Here is an 18003-nt window from a genome sequence, read left to right on the forward strand (position 1 = left end):
CTGAAATTTGGGGCTTTTTAATTTGAAAATTATTCTTTCAATAGGTCGCTAAAATAAGTATAAAGTTCACCTTTTGTAATAACAGCACCTTGCTGAATTAGAATAAAAATATCTTTATTTCTATCTTCTTTAATTGCTTTAGTAGATGTGTACAAGCTTACTGCATCGTCGTGTAAATTTTGCTGAAGCCATTTGTAGCCGTATTCGGTTGTAATATCAACCTCTTCCTTATCAATTTTTATTGCGATAAGTTCCATAAAAGCATCTGTAATATGAAAAAGCATTAATTGCTTAGGCGAAATGTGCTCTAGGTATTTAACTTTCTTAAGCACACCTTCCCATATTAAGTCGCTAAAAACATCTAACTCTTCTTCAGCTACTTCAGGTTTTTCAACTTTTAACTTAGCCCATTCGTCTGCAGTAATGGACTGAGTAGCTAGAAAGTTGATAAACTCCTGGTGTAATTCTTCAAATTGTTCTTTTGTTAATCTGGCGTATTTCATTTTTGGTATCTGTTATCTATTGTAATTGAAAACCTATTTCCAAATAAAAAGCCTTCCTCAAACTGAGAAAGGCTTTTTTATATTCAATTGAATAAATTATTTTGCTTCCGCAACAACCTCAAATGCGAAGTTGCTAATCACATCTCTGTGGAAACGGATAGTTGCTTCGTAAGGTCCTGTACGCTTAATAGCTCCACCAGCAATCATGATGAATTTCTTCTCGATAGATACACCTGCTTTTTCAAGTGCTTCTGCAAGATCAGCGTTGTTTACTGAACCAAATAATTTATCACCTTCACCAGTTTTGGCAGAGATTTTAATTTCAAGTCCGTTTAATTTCTCAGCCTGTGTTTTTGCTTCATCAACTATTTTCTGTTCTTTAAAAGCGCGTTGTTTTAAAGTTTCAGCAAGTACTTTTTTAGCTGAAGGAGTAGCAAGTACTGCATGTCCTTGAGGTATTAAGTAGTTTCTTCCGTAGCCGTTCTTAACAGTTACAATATCATCTGCAAAACCCAGATTTTCTACGTCATTCTTTAATATAAGTTCCATAATACGTTCTGGTTTTTTATTTTAATAGATCGGTTACATATGGCATAAGTGCCAAGTGGCGTGCTCTTTTAACTGCAACTGCAACTTTTCTTTGGTACTTCAATGAAGTTCCAGTAAGTCTTCTTGGTAAAATTTTACCTTGTTCGTTTACAAATCTTAATAAGAAATCTGCATCTTTATAGTCAACGTATTTAATACCTGACCTTTTAAACATACAATACTTCTTAGTCTTGTTTGTTTCTATATTAAGCGGAGTAAGATATCTGATCTCTCCGTCTTTTTTTCCTTTTGCTTGTTGTTGTAATGTTGCCATAATTTAAGCTGATTTTTTATTGCGATTTCTTCTCTTCTCTGCCCAAGCAATTGCGTGCTTATCAAGGCTTACAGTAAGGTAACGCATAAAACGCTCATCCCTTTTGAATTCAGTTTCTAATTCGTTTACAGTATCACCTTCTACAGTGTACTCAAACAGGTGGTAAAACCCACTTTTTTTCTTTTGAATTGGGTAAGCAAGTTTCTTCAAGCCCCAATTTTCTTTGGATATCATCTTAGCACCTTTAGAAACAAGAAAATCTTCGTATTTCTTTACTGTCTCCTTTATCTGATCTTCAGATAAAACGGGATTTAAGATGAAAACAGTTTCGTAATGATTCATAAAAAATCTATTAAAATTATTATTAAAACTCCTTGACTTCCTGCCAAAGAGGGTGCAAAAGTAATACATTATTTGGTTTAATCAAACCTATTTTTAAATAGAATTTAAAGAAATGCCCAATAAATCTTCAAGTTGATATACTTTACTAAAGTATTTATGTACTCGACATATTCTTAATTTTAATAATTATCCACATCTATATTAATACGCACACTTGAAAAATCTTTAATCGTATTAAAACTACGCTGTACGTTATTAATATATTTCTTACTCTTATCTAAAGACTGATCCTTCGGAATTTTGATGAGGACATTAATAATATACATATTCTTAATTCTTCCAATAGGTGGGGGTTCAGGACCTAAAACATTTTCTTTAAACGGAAATTGTAGCGCTTGAGCAAACCAAGCAGAAGCTTTTTGAACTTTTTTTAAATTCTTGTCTTTAAAAACAATTTTTATAGTTCTATAGTATGGAGGATATTTAAAATTGTACCGCTCTTCTAATTGTTCCTTATACATCTCGGCATAATCATTAACGCTAACTTGCTTTAAAATTTGATGATACGGATTGTACGTTTGTATTAAAACTTTACCTCTTTTTTGTGTACGTCCTGCCCTACCCGACACTTGTTGAAGTAATTGAAAACTACGTTCGTGAGCTCTAAAATCGGGGAAATTTAGAAGGTTATCGGCATTCATCACCCCTACCAAACCTATATTTCTAAAATCTAACCCTTTAGCCAGCATTTGAGTACCCACCAAAATATCTATTTCTTCATTTTCTAGTGCTTCAATAAGTTTTGAATACGCGTGTTTTCCCCTGGTAGTATCTTGGTCCATCCTTGCGATTTTGTGATTCGGGAAAAGTGGTTTTAATTCGTTTTCAACCTGTTCGGTTCCAAATCCTTTTGTGTCTAGCGTTTCACTCCCACAAGCTATGCAACTTAGCATCATCGCTATTTTGTATCCGCAGTAATGGCAACGCAACTGATTTTTATATTGATGAAAAGTTAGACTTACATCGCAATTAGGGCATTGAGGCGAAACACCACAAGTTGTACACTCTACCACTGGCGAATAACCTCTTCTATTCTGAAAAAGAATAACCTGTTCCCCATTTCCTAAAGTTTCACGCATTTCTTCCAGCAGTCTATCACTGAAATGCCCCGTCATTTGCTTTTTACGGCTTTTCTCCTTTATATCTACCAATTCAATTTCAGGCATTAGTACGTTTCCGAAACGCTTTTTTAGGGTTACCAACCCAAATTTTCCTGTTTTAGCATTGTAATAGCTTTCTAAAGATGGTGTTGCAGACCCCATCAAAACCTTTGCTTTGTGAAGTTTTGCTAATACTATAGAGCTGTCTCGAGCATTGTAACGTGGTGAAGGACTATATTGCTTAAATGATGGCTCGTGCTCTTCATCTACTATTATGAATCCTAGATTTTTAAAAGGTAAAAATAATGATGAACGCGCACCAATAACCACTTGTGCTTTTGACTTTTCATTCAATACATTATTCCAAACCTCAACCCTTTCATTTACTGAAAATTTTGAATGGTAAACAGAGATTTTTTCTCCAAAATATTTTTGAAGTCGAGTAATTAATTGTGTAGTCAAGGCAATTTCAGGAAGCATATATAAAACCTGCTTTCCCGTAGCTATCATTTGTTCTATTAAACGAACATAAATTTCAGTTTTCCCACTAGATGTTACACCGTGAAGTAATACAACATCTTTTTCAGCAAAAGTAGCTTTAATCTCTTGGTAGGCTTTTGTTTGTGCTTCGCTTAACTCTTTAATATCTGTGGTAGCTTCACCCGAAAACTCTACCCTATCTTTTTGAATAAAATATTCTTCTAAAACTCCTTTATCGATAAGCGATTTTAAAGTGGAAGCCGAGGCATTACTTTTCTTTTGAAGTGCTATAGTTGTAATCGGTTTTTTTGTCTGACTACTCAGTACAAACAAATTCATAAGCATTTCGCGTTGTTTTGGAGCGCGACTCATCGAATCTAAAAGTTGACGTAAATTCTCTTCAGAAGTATATTCAGGTGAAAGCTTCACATAGCGAACAAGCTTTGGGGTGTATAGCTCGTAAACGGTTTCTTCAACATCAACAACTTTTTTATCTATTAATTTATTAATAACAGAAACCACATTTTTCTTATCGAGTATAGAGCGCACTTCATTTATGTGTAATGAAGTTTGATTTTGAAGCGCTTCAAATACTAAAAACTCTTCATCTGTAAGTGATTTTTCCTCTATATTAATTTCGGTAGAAAGCTTAATCATTGTTTCACTTTCCAATAAAAAAGCACTTGGTAAAGCAGCCTTAATCACTTCCCCTAATGAACACATATAATACTTCGCAATCCACTCCCAATGCTTTAACTGATGAATTGTAATTATGGGGGTTTCATCTAAAATATGATCTATAGACTTGGTTTCGTAGCCTACCGGAGCTTGATCGTGAACTTGATAAACAATTCCCGTAAAAACTTTTGACTTTCCAAATGGGATAGCTACACGCATACCCGGTTGCAGAAAAGCAGCTTCATCCTTGTTTACACTATAAGTGAAGGTTTGTTTTAAAGGAATAGGAAGAATAACATCTATAAAAAACAAAAGGAAAAATTATTTGATTAATTATTTGATTTGAAGACACAAAAAAGGCCACCAAAATGGTGGCCTAAAGATACTGTTTTTATGATTTTTTAATTCACTCTAGACCAAGTTTGTGTTCTTCCTAAAAGTGAAAAACCTACATATCCACGTACGTCAAGCTTATTTGCTCCATTTAATTTAATATAGCTTTTATAAACTTTCCCGTTTAATGGGTCCATAATTGTTCCGTCGTTGTATTCATCGCCATCTTTCTGAAGTCCTTTAAGTATTACAAGTCCTTCTATTGGCTTTCCTTTATCCGCTCCTGGGCATTTATCGCATACTGCATTTTTCTTAGCAGGGTTTAAAATTTCTACTATTTTACCATAAACTTTACCGTTTTGCTTATAGATTTCAACAATAGATTTTGCTTCCCCTGTTTCGTCGTCTATAGTTTTCCATTTTCCAGTTACATCTTGAGCCGAAGCAGCAAAAACAGTCATTAAAGCTAATGAGAGTGTTAAAAATATTTTATTCATAATTTGAAGAGATTAAGTTATTTTTTAATTTTTTCTTTAAGCTGCTTAATTGAAACATTCAACTCAAAACCTAGCAGCAAAAGGTTTGCGTTTATCCAAATATATAACATCAATATCAAAAGTGCACCAATAGAGCCATATAACTCGTTATAATTTGAAAAATTATTAATATATATTCCGAAAAAATATGTGGTTAACAAGAACAACACTGTAGTAACTACTGCTCCAATGGAAAAAAAGCTTGAAGACTTCCCTTCTTTGGTTCCGAAGTAATACAAGGTCGCAATTACGACATAGATCATAATTAGGAATACAAGAAATTGAAAGAACTGAATCCAAAACAAATCGTTATCGATATAAGCTCTAGATTGGAAGTCGCGAATAATAAATTCTCCATAAAGGATAACCCCTACTGAAGTTAACAACAACAATGCCAAGAAAATAGCAACACTTAGAGCTACAAGGTATTGACGGAAAAAATTCCTATTTACAGATACGTGAAAAGAGTATTGAAATGCACTAAATATAGCATTCACCCCATTTGCTGATAAGAATAGCGACAGTATAAACACAAACGACAGCAATCCAGAGCGTGGGTTTACCGCAATATCTGCAATAATTGGATAGAAAAACTGTGTGGTTTGTGGAGGTAATAAAGCTTCAATAAATATTAAAAACCGCGTTTGAAACCCATCTATACGGATGTAAGGAATAAGGTTTAAAAGTAAAAGCAAAAAAGGAAATAACGCTAAAAAGAAACTATAAGCAATAGAACTAGCTCGCGGCGAAAAGGAACCTTTTAAAATACCATTTACATAAATTTCTAATAAATGATATAGTGAAAACTGACCTAATCCTGGGAGTTTTATTCTTTTTGTTACATCAACCAATTCCCGTATTACAGGAATTTTTATTTCCTTTTCTTGGTTTTCGCTCATTTAACCGCTTTTAGGCTAAGATCCATATTATAAACCGAATGCGTTAACGCACCACTTGAAATATAATCTACACCACATTCTGCATATTTTCTAACTGTTTCTAATGTAATTCCTCCACTAGATTCTGTTAAACACTTACCGTTAATTAGTTTTACAGCCTTACGAGTATCTTCGTAATTAAAGTTATCGATTAATATTCTATAAACTCCGTCACTTTGAAGGATTTCTTCAATTTCAGCAAGATTTCTTGCTTCAACAATTATTTTAAGATCAAAATGATTTTCTTTTAAATATGCTTGCGTTTTTTCAATAGCCTTAGTTATACTTCCGCAGAAGTCGATGTGATTATCCTTTAGCATTATCATATCATATAACGCAAAACGATGATTCTCTCCACCTCCTATCTTTACAGCCCATTTTTCTAATGCGCGAATTCCAGGTGTGGTTTTACGAGTATCTAAAATTTTGGTATTAGTGCCTTCCAAAAGCTTAACATATTGATTAGTTTTAGTTGCAATTGCACTCATACGTTGCATAGCATTCAAAACCAATCTTTCAGCTTTTAAAATTGACTGTGAAAGTCCTGAAACATAAAAACATACATCTCCATATTTTACTGGAGAGCCGTCTTTTATTTTTACCTCTACTTCAAGACCTGGATCTATATATTCAAAAACTTGTTTCGCAAAATCTATTCCTGCAATAATTCCTTCGTCCTTTACCAAAAGCTTAGCCGAACCGGTAGCATCTTCTGGAATACAGGCTAATGAACTATGATCGCCATTCCCTACATCCTCACGAATTGCATTTGCGATTATGATATCTATCTCTTTGTTGAATTGTTTTTCTGAAATCATAGCTTAAAATTTTAGCTAAAATACTTTAAAAAGTTAGAAAGTCGAAGTGAGAATTAGGAAGAGACACCTATTATCTTTGTATTTTTGAAATCTGAAAACTTTTAGATGAAAATTACACTACTCGCAATAGGTAAAACCGACAATAAACAGTTACAATCCCTAATGGATGATTACATCAAAAGATTGGGGTTTTATATTCCTTTTGAATTGGAAGTAATTCCAGATATTAAAAATGCAAAAAACTTATCTGAAGCCCTTCAAAAACAAGCTGAAGGTGATGAGATCCTAAAACGAACAAATACAGCTGATGTATTGATTCTTCTAGATGAAAAAGGAAAAACATATACTTCTGAAGGATTTTCTCAATTTTTACAAAAGAAAATGAATAGCGGCCTGAAAAATCTAATTTTTGTAATTGGAGGGCCTTATGGATTTAGCGAGGAGGTATATAAACGCGCAAACGGAAAAGTATCCCTTTCTTCAATGACTTTTTCTTATCAAATGGTAAGGTTGTTTTTTATTGAGCAACTATATCGCGGGTTCACTATTTTAAGAAATGAACCCTATCATCATAGGTAGTCCGGGGCTTCGGTGTATTTTATTTTTCTACAGAAAATAGAAATACTCAGCCACCTTCAATTGTTCAATATTTCATATTTTAATATTGATACTTAGCTTTTATTGGCTAATCACCATTGACAATCTATAAAATCTGTTAGCATGTGGAATAGTAATCCTACTGCTATAATTCTTGTTTTTTTGAAAAACAACATCACCACATAAACCGCTATTGCCCAATAAGTGTGTAATGGGTGGAAATTAATACTACATCTACCTGGATCAAATATAGGCGTAGCCAAAAGATGATCTAAATCTACTAGCATTGTAGCCAACATTATTAACCAAGCTTTCTTCCATTCTTTTCTGAAGAAAACATAAGCTATTAGTCCAGGAACTAATAAATGTAATGTATAATGAATAATCGTTTGAAGCATTAAAGATTTTTATGGAAGTAACTTAATCGATGAAAACAATGAATTCTATAATTAAAGCAAGAACTATCAAAACCACAATACTTACGGCAACCCAAGCATACACCTTATAAAACTTCTTGATATCGCGAAAATCTTGATTTAGTATTGTTTCAGTACTAGCAACTATATCATTTTCAATTAGCAATGAATCTACTTTTTGTCTATCAGTTTCAAGAATGAAATACCTAATTCCACCATCTAAAAATGCTTGTTCCTTAACTTCAGAATAGAATGGTAATTGTTTGCGGGTCATCGCATTTTCAAAGTTGATTTTATCTTTCAATAAAACATACAACTTTAAATGATCTTGATGCTTTATATAAAAATTCTCATTCATTCTGATAATTTATACAATAAAGCAGTCAATTACCCCCAATTCCACTACTCTATAGATTCAATCAACACTCCCAACATCTCAATTGCTGCATCGCTAATGCGGGTTCCGGGACCGTAAACAGCTATAGCCCCTGCATCAAAAAGGTATTGATAGTCTTGTGCAGGAATTACACCGCCAACGATAACCATAATATCCTCACGGCCGTAATTTTTTAAAGCTTCAATTACTTGAGGTACTAACGTTTTATGGCCTGCTGCCAAAGACGATACGCCTAGAATGTGGACATCATTTTCTACAGCTTGTTTCGCAGCTTCGGCTGGAGTTTGGAATAGTGGACCTATATCCACATCAAAACCTACGTCGGCATATCCCGTAGCAACAACTTTCGCTCCTCGGTCGTGACCATCTTGCCCCATTTTTGCAATCATAATACGTGGACGACGCCCTTCCAATTCTGCGAACTGGTCTGCCATCTCCCTAGCTTTTGCAAAGCTTTCATCTTGTTTTATTTCTTTACTATACACGCCGCTAAATGATCTTATTTGTGCTTTATACCTTCCGAATTCCTTTTCCATTGCGGTAGAGATTTCGCCAAGAGTTGCTCTACAACGAGAAGCTTCTACAGCTAAAGCTAATAAATTTCCTTCACCTGTACGGGCACATTCGGTTATATCTGCAAGTGCTTTTTCAACTTTAGTATTATCTCGAGTAGATTTTATTTGATTTAAGCGTTCTATCTGAGAAGTTCTAACCTTTTTATTATCAACATCTAAAATTTGTAATGGGTCTTCTTTAGCCAATCGGTATTTATTAACCCCGACAATTACATCCTGACCACTATCTATACGCGCTTGTTTTCTAGCCGAAGCTTCTTCAATGCGCATTTTAGGAATACCCGCTTCTATAGCTTTTGTCATCCCTCCTAACTCTTCAACTTCTTCAATTAAAGCCCAAGCTTTATTTGCGATTTCATTAGTTAGACTTTCTACATAATAACTTCCTGCCCACGGATCGACAGTTCTTGTGATTTGGGTTTCAGTTTGTAGATAAATTTGTGTGTTTCTCGCAATACGGGCAGAGAAATCTGTTGGTAAAGCAATAGCTTCATCTAATGCATTGGTATGCAAAGACTGTGTACCACCGAATGCCGCTGCTGCAGCCTCAATTGCAGTTCTAGCAACATTGTTAAAAGGATCCTGCTCGGTAAGACTCCACCCACTGGTTTGACAGTGCGTACGCAACGAAAGTGATTTTTCGTTTTTAGGATTGAATTGCTTCACAATCTTAGCCCATAGCATTCTAGCAGCTCGCATTTTTGCGATTTCCATAAAATGGTTCATCCCAATTGCCCAAAAGAAAGAAAGTCTAGGTGCAAAGGTATCTATATCCATTCCTGCTTTAATTCCTGTTCGGATGTATTCCAATCCATCAGCCAAGGTATATGCAAGTTCAATATCTGCCGTTGCTCCAGCTTCCTGCATATGATATCCAGAAATAGATATACTGTTGAATTTAGGCATATTTTTAGAAGTAAATTCAAAAATATCACTGATAATCTTCATCGATGGTGTAGGAGGATAGATATAAGTATTCCTCACCATAAACTCCTTTAAAATATCGTTTTGAATAGTTCCCGAAAGATCTTTTGGCGCAACGCCTTGTTCCTCGGCAGCAACAATGTAGAATGCCATAATTGGTAGTACAGCACCATTCATCGTCATCGATACACTCATCTTATCTAAAGGAATTTGATCGAAAAGAATCTTCATATCCTCAACGCTATCAATAGCCACTCCTGCTTTACCAACATCACCTTCTACCCTTTCGTGGTCGCTATCATATCCTCTATGTGTAGCAAGGTCGAAAGCTACTGAAAGTCCTTTCTGACCGGCAGCTAAATTTCTTCTATAAAAAGCATTACTGTCTTCTGCAGTAGAAAAACCTGCATATTGACGAATTGTCCAAGGGCGACGCACATACATAGTAGAGTATGGTCCGCGAAGATTTGGAGTAATTCCCGCTACAAAATTTAGGTGCTGTAGCTTGTCAATATCTTCCTTGGAGTATTCTTTTTTTAATTCAATATTCTCCGCTGTGGAAGAAGTATCATCATTCAATTCTGAATTCTGAGTTCTGAATTCTGAATTATCCAGGCTAATATGTTGTATATCTCTTCTACTCATTGCTTAATCTTTCTTGTTCAACTTTTTCTGCCAAACGTTTTTGAATGATTGGAACTATTAAGGTTTTTACCGGATTGTGCTTTACAAACGGAAAAAGCTCAATATCCTCTTTCATTCTATCATTCTTGTTAATGTGATAGTTGGTTCCCAATAGTTTTAATTCGCCACTATCAAAAAGCTGCTGTTCTTTTTCAGCGCTTTCTTTAATTTTCTTCTGAATTGTTTCTTCTTTTAACTGCTTCAAAAAACCACCGTTCTTCTCAATGTCTTTAAACAGTTTTAATGCTTTTTCAGCCAGTTCAGTTGTAAGTTGCTCGATATAATAAGTTCCATCAGCAGGATTACTTACACTTTCAAAATAACTTTCGTTTTTTAAAATCAGTAATTGATTTCGCGAAATACGCTCACCAAACTCATTGCTTTTGTGATAAATTTCATCGTAAGGCAAGTTACAAACAGTATCAGCACCGCCTAATACAGCACTCATACATTCGGTAGTACTTCGCAATAGATTTACGTTGTAATCGTAAAGCGTTTTATTGCGTTTTGAAGGCGTAGAAACAATATGGCAGGTTTCTTTTACTCCATATTCGTTAGCCAAAACTTTATAAAGCTTTCTTAAGGCTCGGACTTTTGCAATTTCAAAGAAATAATTAGCTCCTGTAGCTAATTGAAAAGTTATATTTAAGTTTTGAGCTTCTTCCTTGTTTAAAATCTCAGTATTAGCTTCAGAATCTTCTGAATTAATTAAGTGATTTAGATATTCATTTACGTGAGACAAGGCGTAAGCCAATTGCTGAACGATATTAGCACCAGCATTTTGGTAAACAGTTGTATCTACAGATAAGAGGTTTAAAGAAGTATTTTTCTTAATAACACTCTCTAAAATTTCGTGATCTTTCTTTAAGTTATGAAACCAATTTCCAGTACGAGTTAAATTTCCAATAATATCAATATTGTAATATACTGAGGCTTCTTTATTTGCAAAGAACTTGAATAGTTTAGTGTAAAACGCTTCTGAAAGAAATTTTAAGTTGAAATAAACTGACACATTCTCAAGTGGGAAATCTTTAAAAACAACTTTAATATCAAAATCTTCATCTGCAGTAAAAATTATTGCATTTGCACCTCTGTTAATTGCATCAATAGCAATATTATTAGCTATTTGCTCGTCATCGATAAATATTTTTTGGGCAATCTTCCAAGATTCGGGTTGCCCTGGAATTGGAGAAAACTCATTATCAAAATCATCTTGATGATAAAAAGGTTTTACGTGTACTCCTTCAGGACTTTGCCAAACTAATGTTTCGTTATAATCTGCGCCCTTTAGGTCAAATTGAATTTGCTGTTTCCACTGTTTAGCTGAAACTTCGTCAAATTCTTCAAATAGAAACTCACTCATCGCTTATCTTCTTTTTTAATACTATCTTGATTTTCGATAATATAAATATCTTCGTTTTCTTTTTTCAAATAATACTTTTCTCGAGCAAATTTTTCCATTTCCTCTTTATCTTCCATCTTCTTTATAAATGCTTTATCATTTTCTATTTCCTTTTGATAGAACTCGGCATTGTCTTCAAGCGCATTAATTTCACTGTCTAATTCGTGGTGAGTTAGATAGGAATTTGCATCGAAAAACAACATCCAAATAATAAACACAACAAGAATTAGTACGTATTTGTTACTTACAAACCGCACGAATTTATTATTCCTAAGTTCTGATAAACTCACTATTCTTTAAGTCTTATTTTATGATCTATAATACTTCTTATAACTTCTACAGCCACAGTATTGTATTTGTTGGTTGGTATAATTATATCGGCATACTCTTTTGTAGGCTCTATAAACTGCTGATGCATCGGTTTTAATGTGGTTTGATACCTATTTAAAACTTCCTCTAAGTCACGACCACGAGTGGCAATATCGCGTTTTAATCTGCGTATTAATCGTTCGTCGCTATCAGCATGTACAAATATCTTAATATCAAACATATCGCGAATAACAGGATCTGATAATATAAGGATTCCTTCTACAATTATAACCTTTTTTGGGTAGGTAGTAATTGTTTCTCCTGTACGATTATGCTCTATAAACGAATAAACTGGTTGCTCAAACGAATTTCCAGCGCGAAGTTCTTTTAAATGACTAGCTAGCAATTCAAAATCAATAGCCTGTGGATGATCAAAGTTTATTTTGGTTCGTTCGTCTAATGTTAAATGACTTGTATCGTGATAATATGAATCTTGAGATATTATACACACTTCATCTTCTGGAAGTTCTGATACAATTTGATCGACTACTGTAGTTTTACCACAACCGGTTCCTCCGGCAATGCCAATTATGAGCATATTTAAAAGATTTTTACAAAGGTAGGGAAAATGGTTTCAAGTTCCACCCTTAGATAGCACTCCGGTTGTTAGTTTAGGTTTATTTTTTATTACTTCAAGTTATAGTGAAAACCTAAAAGCTTTACACTATTTAACACTATGTCAAACAATTTTGTTTTGAGTATGGTTTTCTTTTTTAATTTTGAAACGCTCAATTATTTAAAATGAAAACAATCCTCTTATACCCATCATATTTTCCTACTATCGAACAAATGGCTGCGGTAGCGCAGGCTGAAAAAGTGGTTTTTGAAGTGGAGGATAACTACCAAAAACAAACTTACCGAAATCGAACATATATTGCGCATAGCAACGGGAAACTACTGTTGAACATTCCAGTGAAGCACAGCAAAAATGGAAATCGTCAAAAAACTAAGGATATTTTAGTAGAAAACGACTTTCCTTGGCAAGACCATCATTGGAAGAGTTTGCAAAGCGCTTATCGCACCTCTCCTTTTTTTGAGTTTTATGAAGACGACCTAGAACCTATATTCACCGAAAAGGTGGAAAGCTTAATGGAGTTCAATCTAAATATATTTAATATCCTCTGTGAAATAATAGGAATAGACATTGAGGTTTCACATACCACAGAATTTGAAAAGAAACCCGAAATTGATGACCTACGTATATTAGTTAACGCTAAGAGAAAGTCGGCATTTAAGTGTGAAAAATACACGCAAGTTCACGAAGCAAATCATTCATTTTTACCAAATCTATCGGTATTAGATTTACTGTTTAATGAAGGACCAAACACATTAACGTATTTAGAAAATGCCGAAGTTTTTGAGAATTACATCAAAAGCTAAAAGACTACCACCCCACAGTAGAGCGGATAGCGTAGTGGTCGGAGAAGGTTTTTTTCATAGTATCAAATGATAAAATATCCAACTCTTCAGAAGCAAAAATATAATCAATACGCATGGGGAATTTTTCGAAATTGAAAGTTGTTCCTAGGCCATTCCCACGTTTTCTAAAGCTATCGTGCATACCTTCTTTTAATTTTCTATAGGTATAAGAAAAAGGAGTGTTATTGAAATCACCTGCAATAATAATCGGGTACGATACTTTAGCTTTATGTGCATTTATTTCTTCAATTTGTGATTGCTGTTTTCTGAAGGCATAAGAAACCCGCTTCATCAACTTTTCATTATCATTTTTTTGTAAAAAGCTAACTCGAGGTATTATACCTAAAGATTGTAAATGCAAATTATAAACTCGAAGGGTATCCTTTCCTTTAACTATATCTGCATATAATGCATTATTATAAGTTTCCGAAAAATCAAAATAACCTCTCTTTATGATTGGATATTTTGATAAAATAGCGTGACCTAAAGCTGCTTTGTTGTGTTTAAAATGAATGAATTTATAAGGATATGCTGAAAAGTCAATTTTATTGCCCTTATAAAACTCCTGAATGCAAACGATATCGGGATCTTCTTCAGAGAGAATTTCAGTCATAATATCAAAAGCTTCATCGTCTAAATTTTTCTCGTATGCATTAAAAAGTCGAACGTTATACGACAAAATATTCAAACTATTTTCATACTGTGAAGCATCAACTTGCGATGAAATTTCATAAAAAACATTGAAATAGAAATATGAAATTAAAAGAACAGTAAACGAAACAAAAAATCGTTTTCTAAACTGTATTGCCCAATAAATAGCGAAAATAATGTTAACTATAATTAGCAATGAAACCACCAAGCTTAGCAAAGAAAGTATTGGAAAGGTCTTGGGAGGTAGGTAGGGTAAAACGAAAGAAATCAATAATAGAAATGCTGCGAGCAAGTTGCCCCAAAAAATCATCTTATTGATAAATCTTCGCATGGAATTAATCTTCTTTCCCGGCTTTAAAAAGAAAGTCTTTTTCTTCTTTTGTTAGACTTTCATAACCGCTTTTACCTATTTTATCCAAAATCTCATCTATTTTTTTTTGATAATCAGACTTTGATTCTTTAGGCTTAGAACGCTTAGATTTTGGTTGTGTTGTACGGTGAACTTTTCGAAACGGTTTTTTTGTTCTTGGCTTAAAAAGATTGGCAATCCAATCCATGAAATTCTCGAACCATTTCCCAATATCATTACCTTTTGCAAGCTGAATTGCATATACATAACCAAAGACTGCTCCTCCTACATGGGCTAAAATTCCTCCTGCATTTCCAGCTGGAATTCTAACTAAATCCAACACAAAAAGAAATAGCGCAATATGCCAAAGTTTGATTGTAAAACTAAATAATCGGAATGCTGTATTTGGAGTATATGTAGCTATAAATATCATTACAGCAGTAACCGCTCCAGATGCCCCAATCAAGTAGCCTCTACTTTCATTAAAAACAGGAAAAAGATTATAAGCTACTACAAATAAAAGTCCACCAAAAAGTGCTCCTAACAAATATACCGTGAGCAATCTTTTACCGTTAAACAGGTTTAGCACAAATTGTCCAAACCAGTACAACCATATCATATTAAATAGGATATGCAAGAACCCGAAATGCAGAAAAGCATAAGTGATTAAAGTCCAAGGCTTAGTTAAAAGACTTCCAAAATCATCACTTAAAACAAACCAACGAGAAAAATAAAATTGACTAGTGTTTAAAAAGAAAGAGCCTAGATAAACTGCAAAAAATGCAATTGCATTAATCACAATAAGCTTCACCAGTATATTGGCCGACTTGTATTTATCTATAAGATTGTTTGCTGCCATAATTAATTCCAGCGATGGTTATCAAAACTATTTTTCTTCCAGTACCAAGCCATAATAAACCCGAACAATGCTCCTCCAATATGTGCGAAGTGTGCAATACCTGTTTGAGCTCCTGTAATTCCAAAAACTAAATCTAAAACAATAATACCTGGGATAAAGTATTTTGCTTTAATAGGTATAGGCAGGAAAATCATCATCAGCTCTACTGTTGGGAACATCATTCCAAAAGCCACTAACACCCCATATACTGCTCCAGAAGCACCCAAAGCAACTCCGTTGTATATATTGTACATACTCTGAATTGTGTCCTGAGACACATACTCTAAAATTGCAGTGTTATACTTTCCTGTTTCCAAGATGTCCATGATTTGCTGCTGACTTAGTCCCGCACTTAATAAATCATCCATGCCACTATGAAGCTGGAAGTAATTTACAAGGGTATAAATTAACGCCGAACCAATTCCTGCAGAAAAGTAGAAGAACAGAAATTTTTTCTGTCCCCAACGCATTTCCAAAGGTGAACCAAAAGCCCACAAAGCATACATGTTAAAAAGTATGTGGAAAAAGCTGCCATGCATAAACATTGATGTAACCGGCTGCCAAAATTGGAAATTCGAGTTTTCGAAATAATATAAAGCGAATAATCTCTCCGCAATTCCTCCTGTAAACTGTGTGCCTATAAAAAAGATCACATTCAGGATTAATAGAAACTTTACTGTATCTGTTATTCTTCCCATAATTATTACTACCTCTAATTATAACAATGTGTTTTAAAACACCACATCTTAATAAACCTCGGTAAAATTATTTAAACCCCTAAAGGTTAATTCTACATAAACTTCTTATCCAGTTCATTTACGTCTAAAGTAATGAAAACTGGCTTATTGGTTGGGCTTACAGACGGTTCCTTACAAGCAAACAATTGGTTTATTAAATGTTCACGCTCTTCGCTATTTAAAGAAACACCCGTTTTAATCGCCATACTTGCTGCCATCGATTTAGATAACATATCGTTCTGACTGAAGCCACTATCCGGCACTTCCTCTTTTATATCGTTAATAAGATGACTTAGCAAATTTACAACATGGCTTTCTAGTATCAATACCGGAATTCCGCTAATCTCAATAGTTTCATCTTTTAACTCTGAAAAAACAAAACCTGTGTTCTCCAACTGTTCCCGTATTTTTTCAATAATAGCTACGTCAGGTTTAGAAAAACTAAGCTGAAGTGGAAATAATAACTGCTGACTAACCGCTTCTTTAACTGTTATATTCTTCAGCAATTCCTCATAAAGAATTCGTTGATGCGCTAGATTTTGATGAATTACCATCATTCCGCTTTTTAACGGACTTATAATGTATTTATTCTGAAGTTGAAACGTTGTTTGTCCACGCTCAGTTTCTTTATCAGTAAAAAGACTTCCCGTCACTTCTTCACTTTCAAACTCCATTTCTACGGCACTCAACGATCTCCCTTCGGCTTGTTGCGTGGTGCCGAAACGAGAAGTTTCATTTTCACCTTTTAGCCCAACATATAATGATTCCCAAGAAGATTCTTTACCTCTGTTAAACGGAAATTTTATATTTGCTTGTTTAGGTTTTTCTTTAAACGGATTGAAATCTCTATCAACCTCTATAGTTGGTGCTGTAGGTGCTTTTTTACTGTATTCATAAGGAGTGTCGAACCCTTTATCTCTTTCAAAATCGAGTACAGGAGCAATATTAAATTGCCCTAAGCTGTGTTTTACAGTTGCGCGAAGCATTGCATAAATAGAATGTTCGTCGTCGAACTTAATTTCGGTTTTTGTAGGATGAATATTGATATCTATAGAATGTGGATCTACTTCTAAAAACAAAAAGTACCCTGGATGAACATCGTTTTTCATCAAGCCTTCAAAAGCTGAATTTACTGCGTGATGTAAATATGGACTTTTTATAAAACGATCGTTTACAAAGAAAAACTGCTCTCCTCTACTTTTCTTTCCGTATTCGGGTTTCATTACAAAACCTTCTATTTTTAGAATCTCAGTTTCTTCACTTACTGGTACTAGTTTTTCATTTGTTTTACTACCAAAGATATTTACAATTCGTTGACGCGAATTTGACGATGGAAGATTAAAAACATCGCTTCCATTGTGTAGCATATGAAAAGCAACACCGGGATGTGCCAAAGCTACACGGTGAAATTCGTCGATAATATGACGAGTTTCAACTGTATTGCTTTTAAGAAAATTTCTTCTAGCAGGAATATTGTAAAATAGATTTTTAACCGAAATGGTTGTTCCTTTTGGTACAACAGCGGGTTCTTGGGAAATTACTTTGCTACCTTCAATAGTTAAATGCGTTCCAATTTCTGAATCTTCAGTCTTGGTTTTTAATTCAACGTGCGCAATTGCAGCAATAGAAGCTAAAGCTTCTCCTCGAAATCCTTTTGTATTTAAATTGAATAAATCTTCAGCCGATTTTATTTTTGAAGTTGCGTGACGTTCAAAACTCAATCGCGCATCGGTTACACTCATCCCTACTCCATTATCGGTAACTTGTACAAGTGTTTTTCCTGCATCTTTAACAACAAGTGTTATAGCAGTAGCTTTCGCGTCAATGGCGTTTTCCAATAACTCTTTTACTACCGAAGCAGGGCGTTGAACAACTTCCCCAGCTGCAATTTGGTTAGCAACGTGATCTGGTAATAACTGAATAATGTCTGACATT

At 34.3% G+C, this 18003-nt stretch carries 20 protein-coding genes; 2 read left to right on the plus strand and 18 right to left on the minus strand.

Going from position 1 to position 18003, the window contains the following annotated elements:
- Positions 1-29: 29 nt before the first annotated feature.
- The 8 genes from FHP04_RS05215 to nadC all read right to left on the minus strand — a co-directional run bounded on the left by FHP04_RS05215 (position 30) and on the right by nadC (position 6650).
- Entirely contained in the window at positions 30-503 is a 474-nt protein-coding gene (locus FHP04_RS05215; protein ID WP_139854928.1) for a DUF6495 family protein, read from the minus strand.
- A gap of 96 nt (positions 504-599) precedes the next feature.
- Positions 600-1052, minus strand: a complete 453-nt coding sequence (gene rplI, locus FHP04_RS05220) for a 50S ribosomal protein L9 (RefSeq protein ID WP_139854929.1) — start codon at positions 1050-1052, stop codon at positions 600-602.
- 16 nt (positions 1053-1068) lie between these two features.
- The gene (rpsR, locus tag FHP04_RS05225; RefSeq protein ID WP_073216777.1) at positions 1069-1365 is read right to left on the minus strand and encodes a 30S ribosomal protein S18; all 297 of its coding nucleotides are present in this window, start codon (positions 1363-1365) and stop codon (positions 1069-1071) included.
- Positions 1366-1368: 3 nt separating this feature from the next.
- Positions 1369-1707: a 30S ribosomal protein S6 gene (rpsF, locus tag FHP04_RS05230; RefSeq protein WP_139854930.1), complete on the minus strand. Its 339-nt coding sequence runs from the start codon at positions 1705-1707 to the stop codon at positions 1369-1371.
- A 179-nt stretch (positions 1708-1886) separates the two neighbouring features.
- Positions 1887-4337, minus strand: a complete 2451-nt coding sequence (gene priA / locus FHP04_RS05235; RefSeq protein ID WP_139854931.1) for a replication restart helicase PriA — start codon at positions 4335-4337, stop codon at positions 1887-1889.
- Between the two features lie 89 nt (positions 4338-4426).
- On the minus strand, positions 4427-4855 hold the full coding sequence (locus tag FHP04_RS05240; RefSeq protein ID WP_139854932.1) for a DUF2147 domain-containing protein: 429 nt from the start codon (positions 4853-4855) through the stop codon (positions 4427-4429).
- A gap of 17 nt (positions 4856-4872) precedes the next feature.
- Complete coding sequence (locus tag FHP04_RS05245; RefSeq protein WP_139854933.1) at positions 4873-5793, minus strand: YihY/virulence factor BrkB family protein; 921 nt, start codon at positions 5791-5793, stop codon at positions 4873-4875.
- On the minus strand, positions 5790-6650 hold the full coding sequence (nadC, locus tag FHP04_RS05250; protein ID WP_139854934.1) for a carboxylating nicotinate-nucleotide diphosphorylase: 861 nt from the start codon (positions 6648-6650) through the stop codon (positions 5790-5792). The genes FHP04_RS05245 and nadC overlap by 4 nt, the downstream gene beginning before the upstream one ends.
- Positions 6651-6755: 105 nt before the next feature.
- Here nadC and rlmH point away from each other — a divergent pair, with 105 nt between their 5' ends.
- Entirely contained in the window at positions 6756-7229 is a 474-nt protein-coding gene (rlmH, locus tag FHP04_RS05255; protein WP_139854935.1) for a 23S rRNA (pseudouridine(1915)-N(3))-methyltransferase RlmH, read from the plus strand.
- Positions 7230-7339: 110 nt separating this feature from the next.
- Here the strand turns inward: rlmH and FHP04_RS05260 are convergent, their stop codons facing one another.
- The 6 genes from FHP04_RS05260 to udk are packed head-to-tail and all read right to left on the minus strand — an operon-like array spanning position 7340 to position 12552.
- A complete protein-coding gene (locus tag FHP04_RS05260) occupies positions 7340-7645 on the minus strand; it encodes a DUF6122 family protein (RefSeq protein ID WP_139854936.1) in 306 nt (101 codons plus the stop codon).
- Between the two features lie 22 nt (positions 7646-7667).
- Entirely contained in the window at positions 7668-8021 is a 354-nt protein-coding gene (locus tag FHP04_RS05265; RefSeq protein WP_139854937.1) for a hypothetical protein, read from the minus strand.
- Between the two features lie 44 nt (positions 8022-8065).
- A complete protein-coding gene (gene scpA / locus FHP04_RS05270; protein ID WP_139854938.1) occupies positions 8066-10204 on the minus strand; it encodes a methylmalonyl-CoA mutase in 2139 nt (712 codons plus the stop codon).
- Positions 10197-11606, minus strand: a complete 1410-nt coding sequence (locus FHP04_RS05275) for a methylmalonyl-CoA mutase subunit beta (RefSeq protein WP_139854939.1) — start codon at positions 11604-11606, stop codon at positions 10197-10199. Before FHP04_RS05275 ends, scpA begins: the two co-directional genes overlap by 8 nt.
- Complete coding sequence (locus FHP04_RS05280) at positions 11603-11935, minus strand: FtsB family cell division protein (RefSeq protein WP_139854940.1); 333 nt, start codon at positions 11933-11935, stop codon at positions 11603-11605. Before FHP04_RS05280 ends, FHP04_RS05275 begins: the two co-directional genes overlap by 4 nt.
- On the minus strand, positions 11935-12552 hold the full coding sequence (udk, locus tag FHP04_RS05285) for a uridine kinase (protein ID WP_139854941.1): 618 nt from the start codon (positions 12550-12552) through the stop codon (positions 11935-11937). Before udk ends, FHP04_RS05280 begins: the two co-directional genes overlap by 1 nt.
- A gap of 203 nt (positions 12553-12755) precedes the next feature.
- Between udk and FHP04_RS05290 the strand changes: the two genes are divergently transcribed.
- A complete protein-coding gene (locus tag FHP04_RS05290) occupies positions 12756-13394 on the plus strand; it encodes a WbqC family protein (RefSeq protein WP_139854942.1) in 639 nt (212 codons plus the stop codon).
- A gap of 4 nt (positions 13395-13398) precedes the next feature.
- On the opposite strand, the gene FHP04_RS05295 is transcribed toward FHP04_RS05290, so the two are convergent.
- The 4 genes from FHP04_RS05295 to mutL all read right to left on the minus strand — a co-directional run bounded on the left by FHP04_RS05295 (position 13399) and on the right by mutL (position 18002).
- Positions 13399-14415 (minus strand): endonuclease/exonuclease/phosphatase family protein, encoded by a 1017-nt coding sequence (locus FHP04_RS05295; protein WP_139854943.1) that lies wholly within the window; start codon positions 14413-14415, stop codon positions 13399-13401.
- 4 nt (positions 14416-14419) lie between these two features.
- Positions 14420-15292 (minus strand): rhomboid family intramembrane serine protease, encoded by an 873-nt coding sequence (locus FHP04_RS05300; protein WP_139854944.1) that lies wholly within the window; start codon positions 15290-15292, stop codon positions 14420-14422.
- A 2-nt stretch (positions 15293-15294) separates the two neighbouring features.
- Positions 15295-16029 (minus strand): rhomboid family intramembrane serine protease, encoded by a 735-nt coding sequence (locus tag FHP04_RS05305; protein WP_139854945.1) that lies wholly within the window; start codon positions 16027-16029, stop codon positions 15295-15297.
- Between the two features lie 92 nt (positions 16030-16121).
- Positions 16122-18002 (minus strand): DNA mismatch repair endonuclease MutL, encoded by a 1881-nt coding sequence (gene mutL / locus FHP04_RS05310; protein WP_139854946.1) that lies wholly within the window; start codon positions 18000-18002, stop codon positions 16122-16124.
- Between the last annotated feature and the right edge of the window lies 1 nt (position 18003).

Origin of the sequence: Aequorivita sinensis (assembly GCF_006346335.1) — a bacterium.
In the GTDB taxonomy this organism is placed as follows: Bacteria; Bacteroidota; Bacteroidia; order Flavobacteriales; family Flavobacteriaceae; genus Aequorivita; species Aequorivita sinensis.

Excerpts from the sequence above, each read along its gene's own strand:
- FHP04_RS05215 (WP_139854928.1), bottom strand. The coding sequence starts at position 503 with ATGAAATACGCCAGATTAACAAAAGAACAATTTGAAGAATTACACCAG.
- rplI (WP_139854929.1), bottom strand. The coding sequence starts at position 1,052 with ATGGAACTTATATTAAAGAATGACGTAGAAAATCTGGGTTTTGCAGAT.
- rpsR (WP_073216777.1), bottom strand. The coding sequence starts at position 1,365 with ATGGCAACATTACAACAACAAGCAAAAGGAAAAAAAGACGGAGAGATC.
- rpsF (WP_139854930.1), bottom strand. The coding sequence starts at position 1,707 with ATGAATCATTACGAAACTGTTTTCATCTTAAATCCCGTTTTATCTGAA.
- FHP04_RS05240 (WP_139854932.1), bottom strand. The coding sequence starts at position 4,855 with ATGAATAAAATATTTTTAACACTCTCATTAGCTTTAATGACTGTTTTT.
- FHP04_RS05245 (WP_139854933.1), bottom strand. The coding sequence starts at position 5,793 with ATGAGCGAAAACCAAGAAAAGGAAATAAAAATTCCTGTAATACGGGAA.
- nadC (WP_139854934.1), bottom strand. The coding sequence starts at position 6,650 with ATGATTTCAGAAAAACAATTCAACAAAGAGATAGATATCATAATCGCA.
- rlmH (WP_139854935.1), top strand. The coding sequence starts at position 6,756 with ATGAAAATTACACTACTCGCAATAGGTAAAACCGACAATAAACAGTTA.
- FHP04_RS05260 (WP_139854936.1), bottom strand. The coding sequence starts at position 7,645 with ATGCTTCAAACGATTATTCATTATACATTACATTTATTAGTTCCTGGA.
- FHP04_RS05265 (WP_139854937.1), bottom strand. The coding sequence starts at position 8,021 with ATGAATGAGAATTTTTATATAAAGCATCAAGATCATTTAAAGTTGTAT.
- scpA (WP_139854938.1), bottom strand. The coding sequence starts at position 10,204 with ATGAGTAGAAGAGATATACAACATATTAGCCTGGATAATTCAGAATTC.
- FHP04_RS05275 (WP_139854939.1), bottom strand. The coding sequence starts at position 11,606 with ATGAGTGAGTTTCTATTTGAAGAATTTGACGAAGTTTCAGCTAAACAG.
- udk (WP_139854941.1), bottom strand. The coding sequence starts at position 12,552 with ATGCTCATAATTGGCATTGCCGGAGGAACCGGTTGTGGTAAAACTACA.
- FHP04_RS05290 (WP_139854942.1), top strand. The coding sequence starts at position 12,756 with ATGAAAACAATCCTCTTATACCCATCATATTTTCCTACTATCGAACAA.
- FHP04_RS05295 (WP_139854943.1), bottom strand. The coding sequence starts at position 14,415 with ATGCGAAGATTTATCAATAAGATGATTTTTTGGGGCAACTTGCTCGCA.
- FHP04_RS05300 (WP_139854944.1), bottom strand. The coding sequence starts at position 15,292 with ATGGCAGCAAACAATCTTATAGATAAATACAAGTCGGCCAATATACTG.
- FHP04_RS05305 (WP_139854945.1), bottom strand. The coding sequence starts at position 16,029 with ATGGGAAGAATAACAGATACAGTAAAGTTTCTATTAATCCTGAATGTG.
- mutL (WP_139854946.1), bottom strand. The coding sequence starts at position 18,002 with ATGTCAGACATTATTCAGTTATTACCAGATCACGTTGCTAACCAAATT.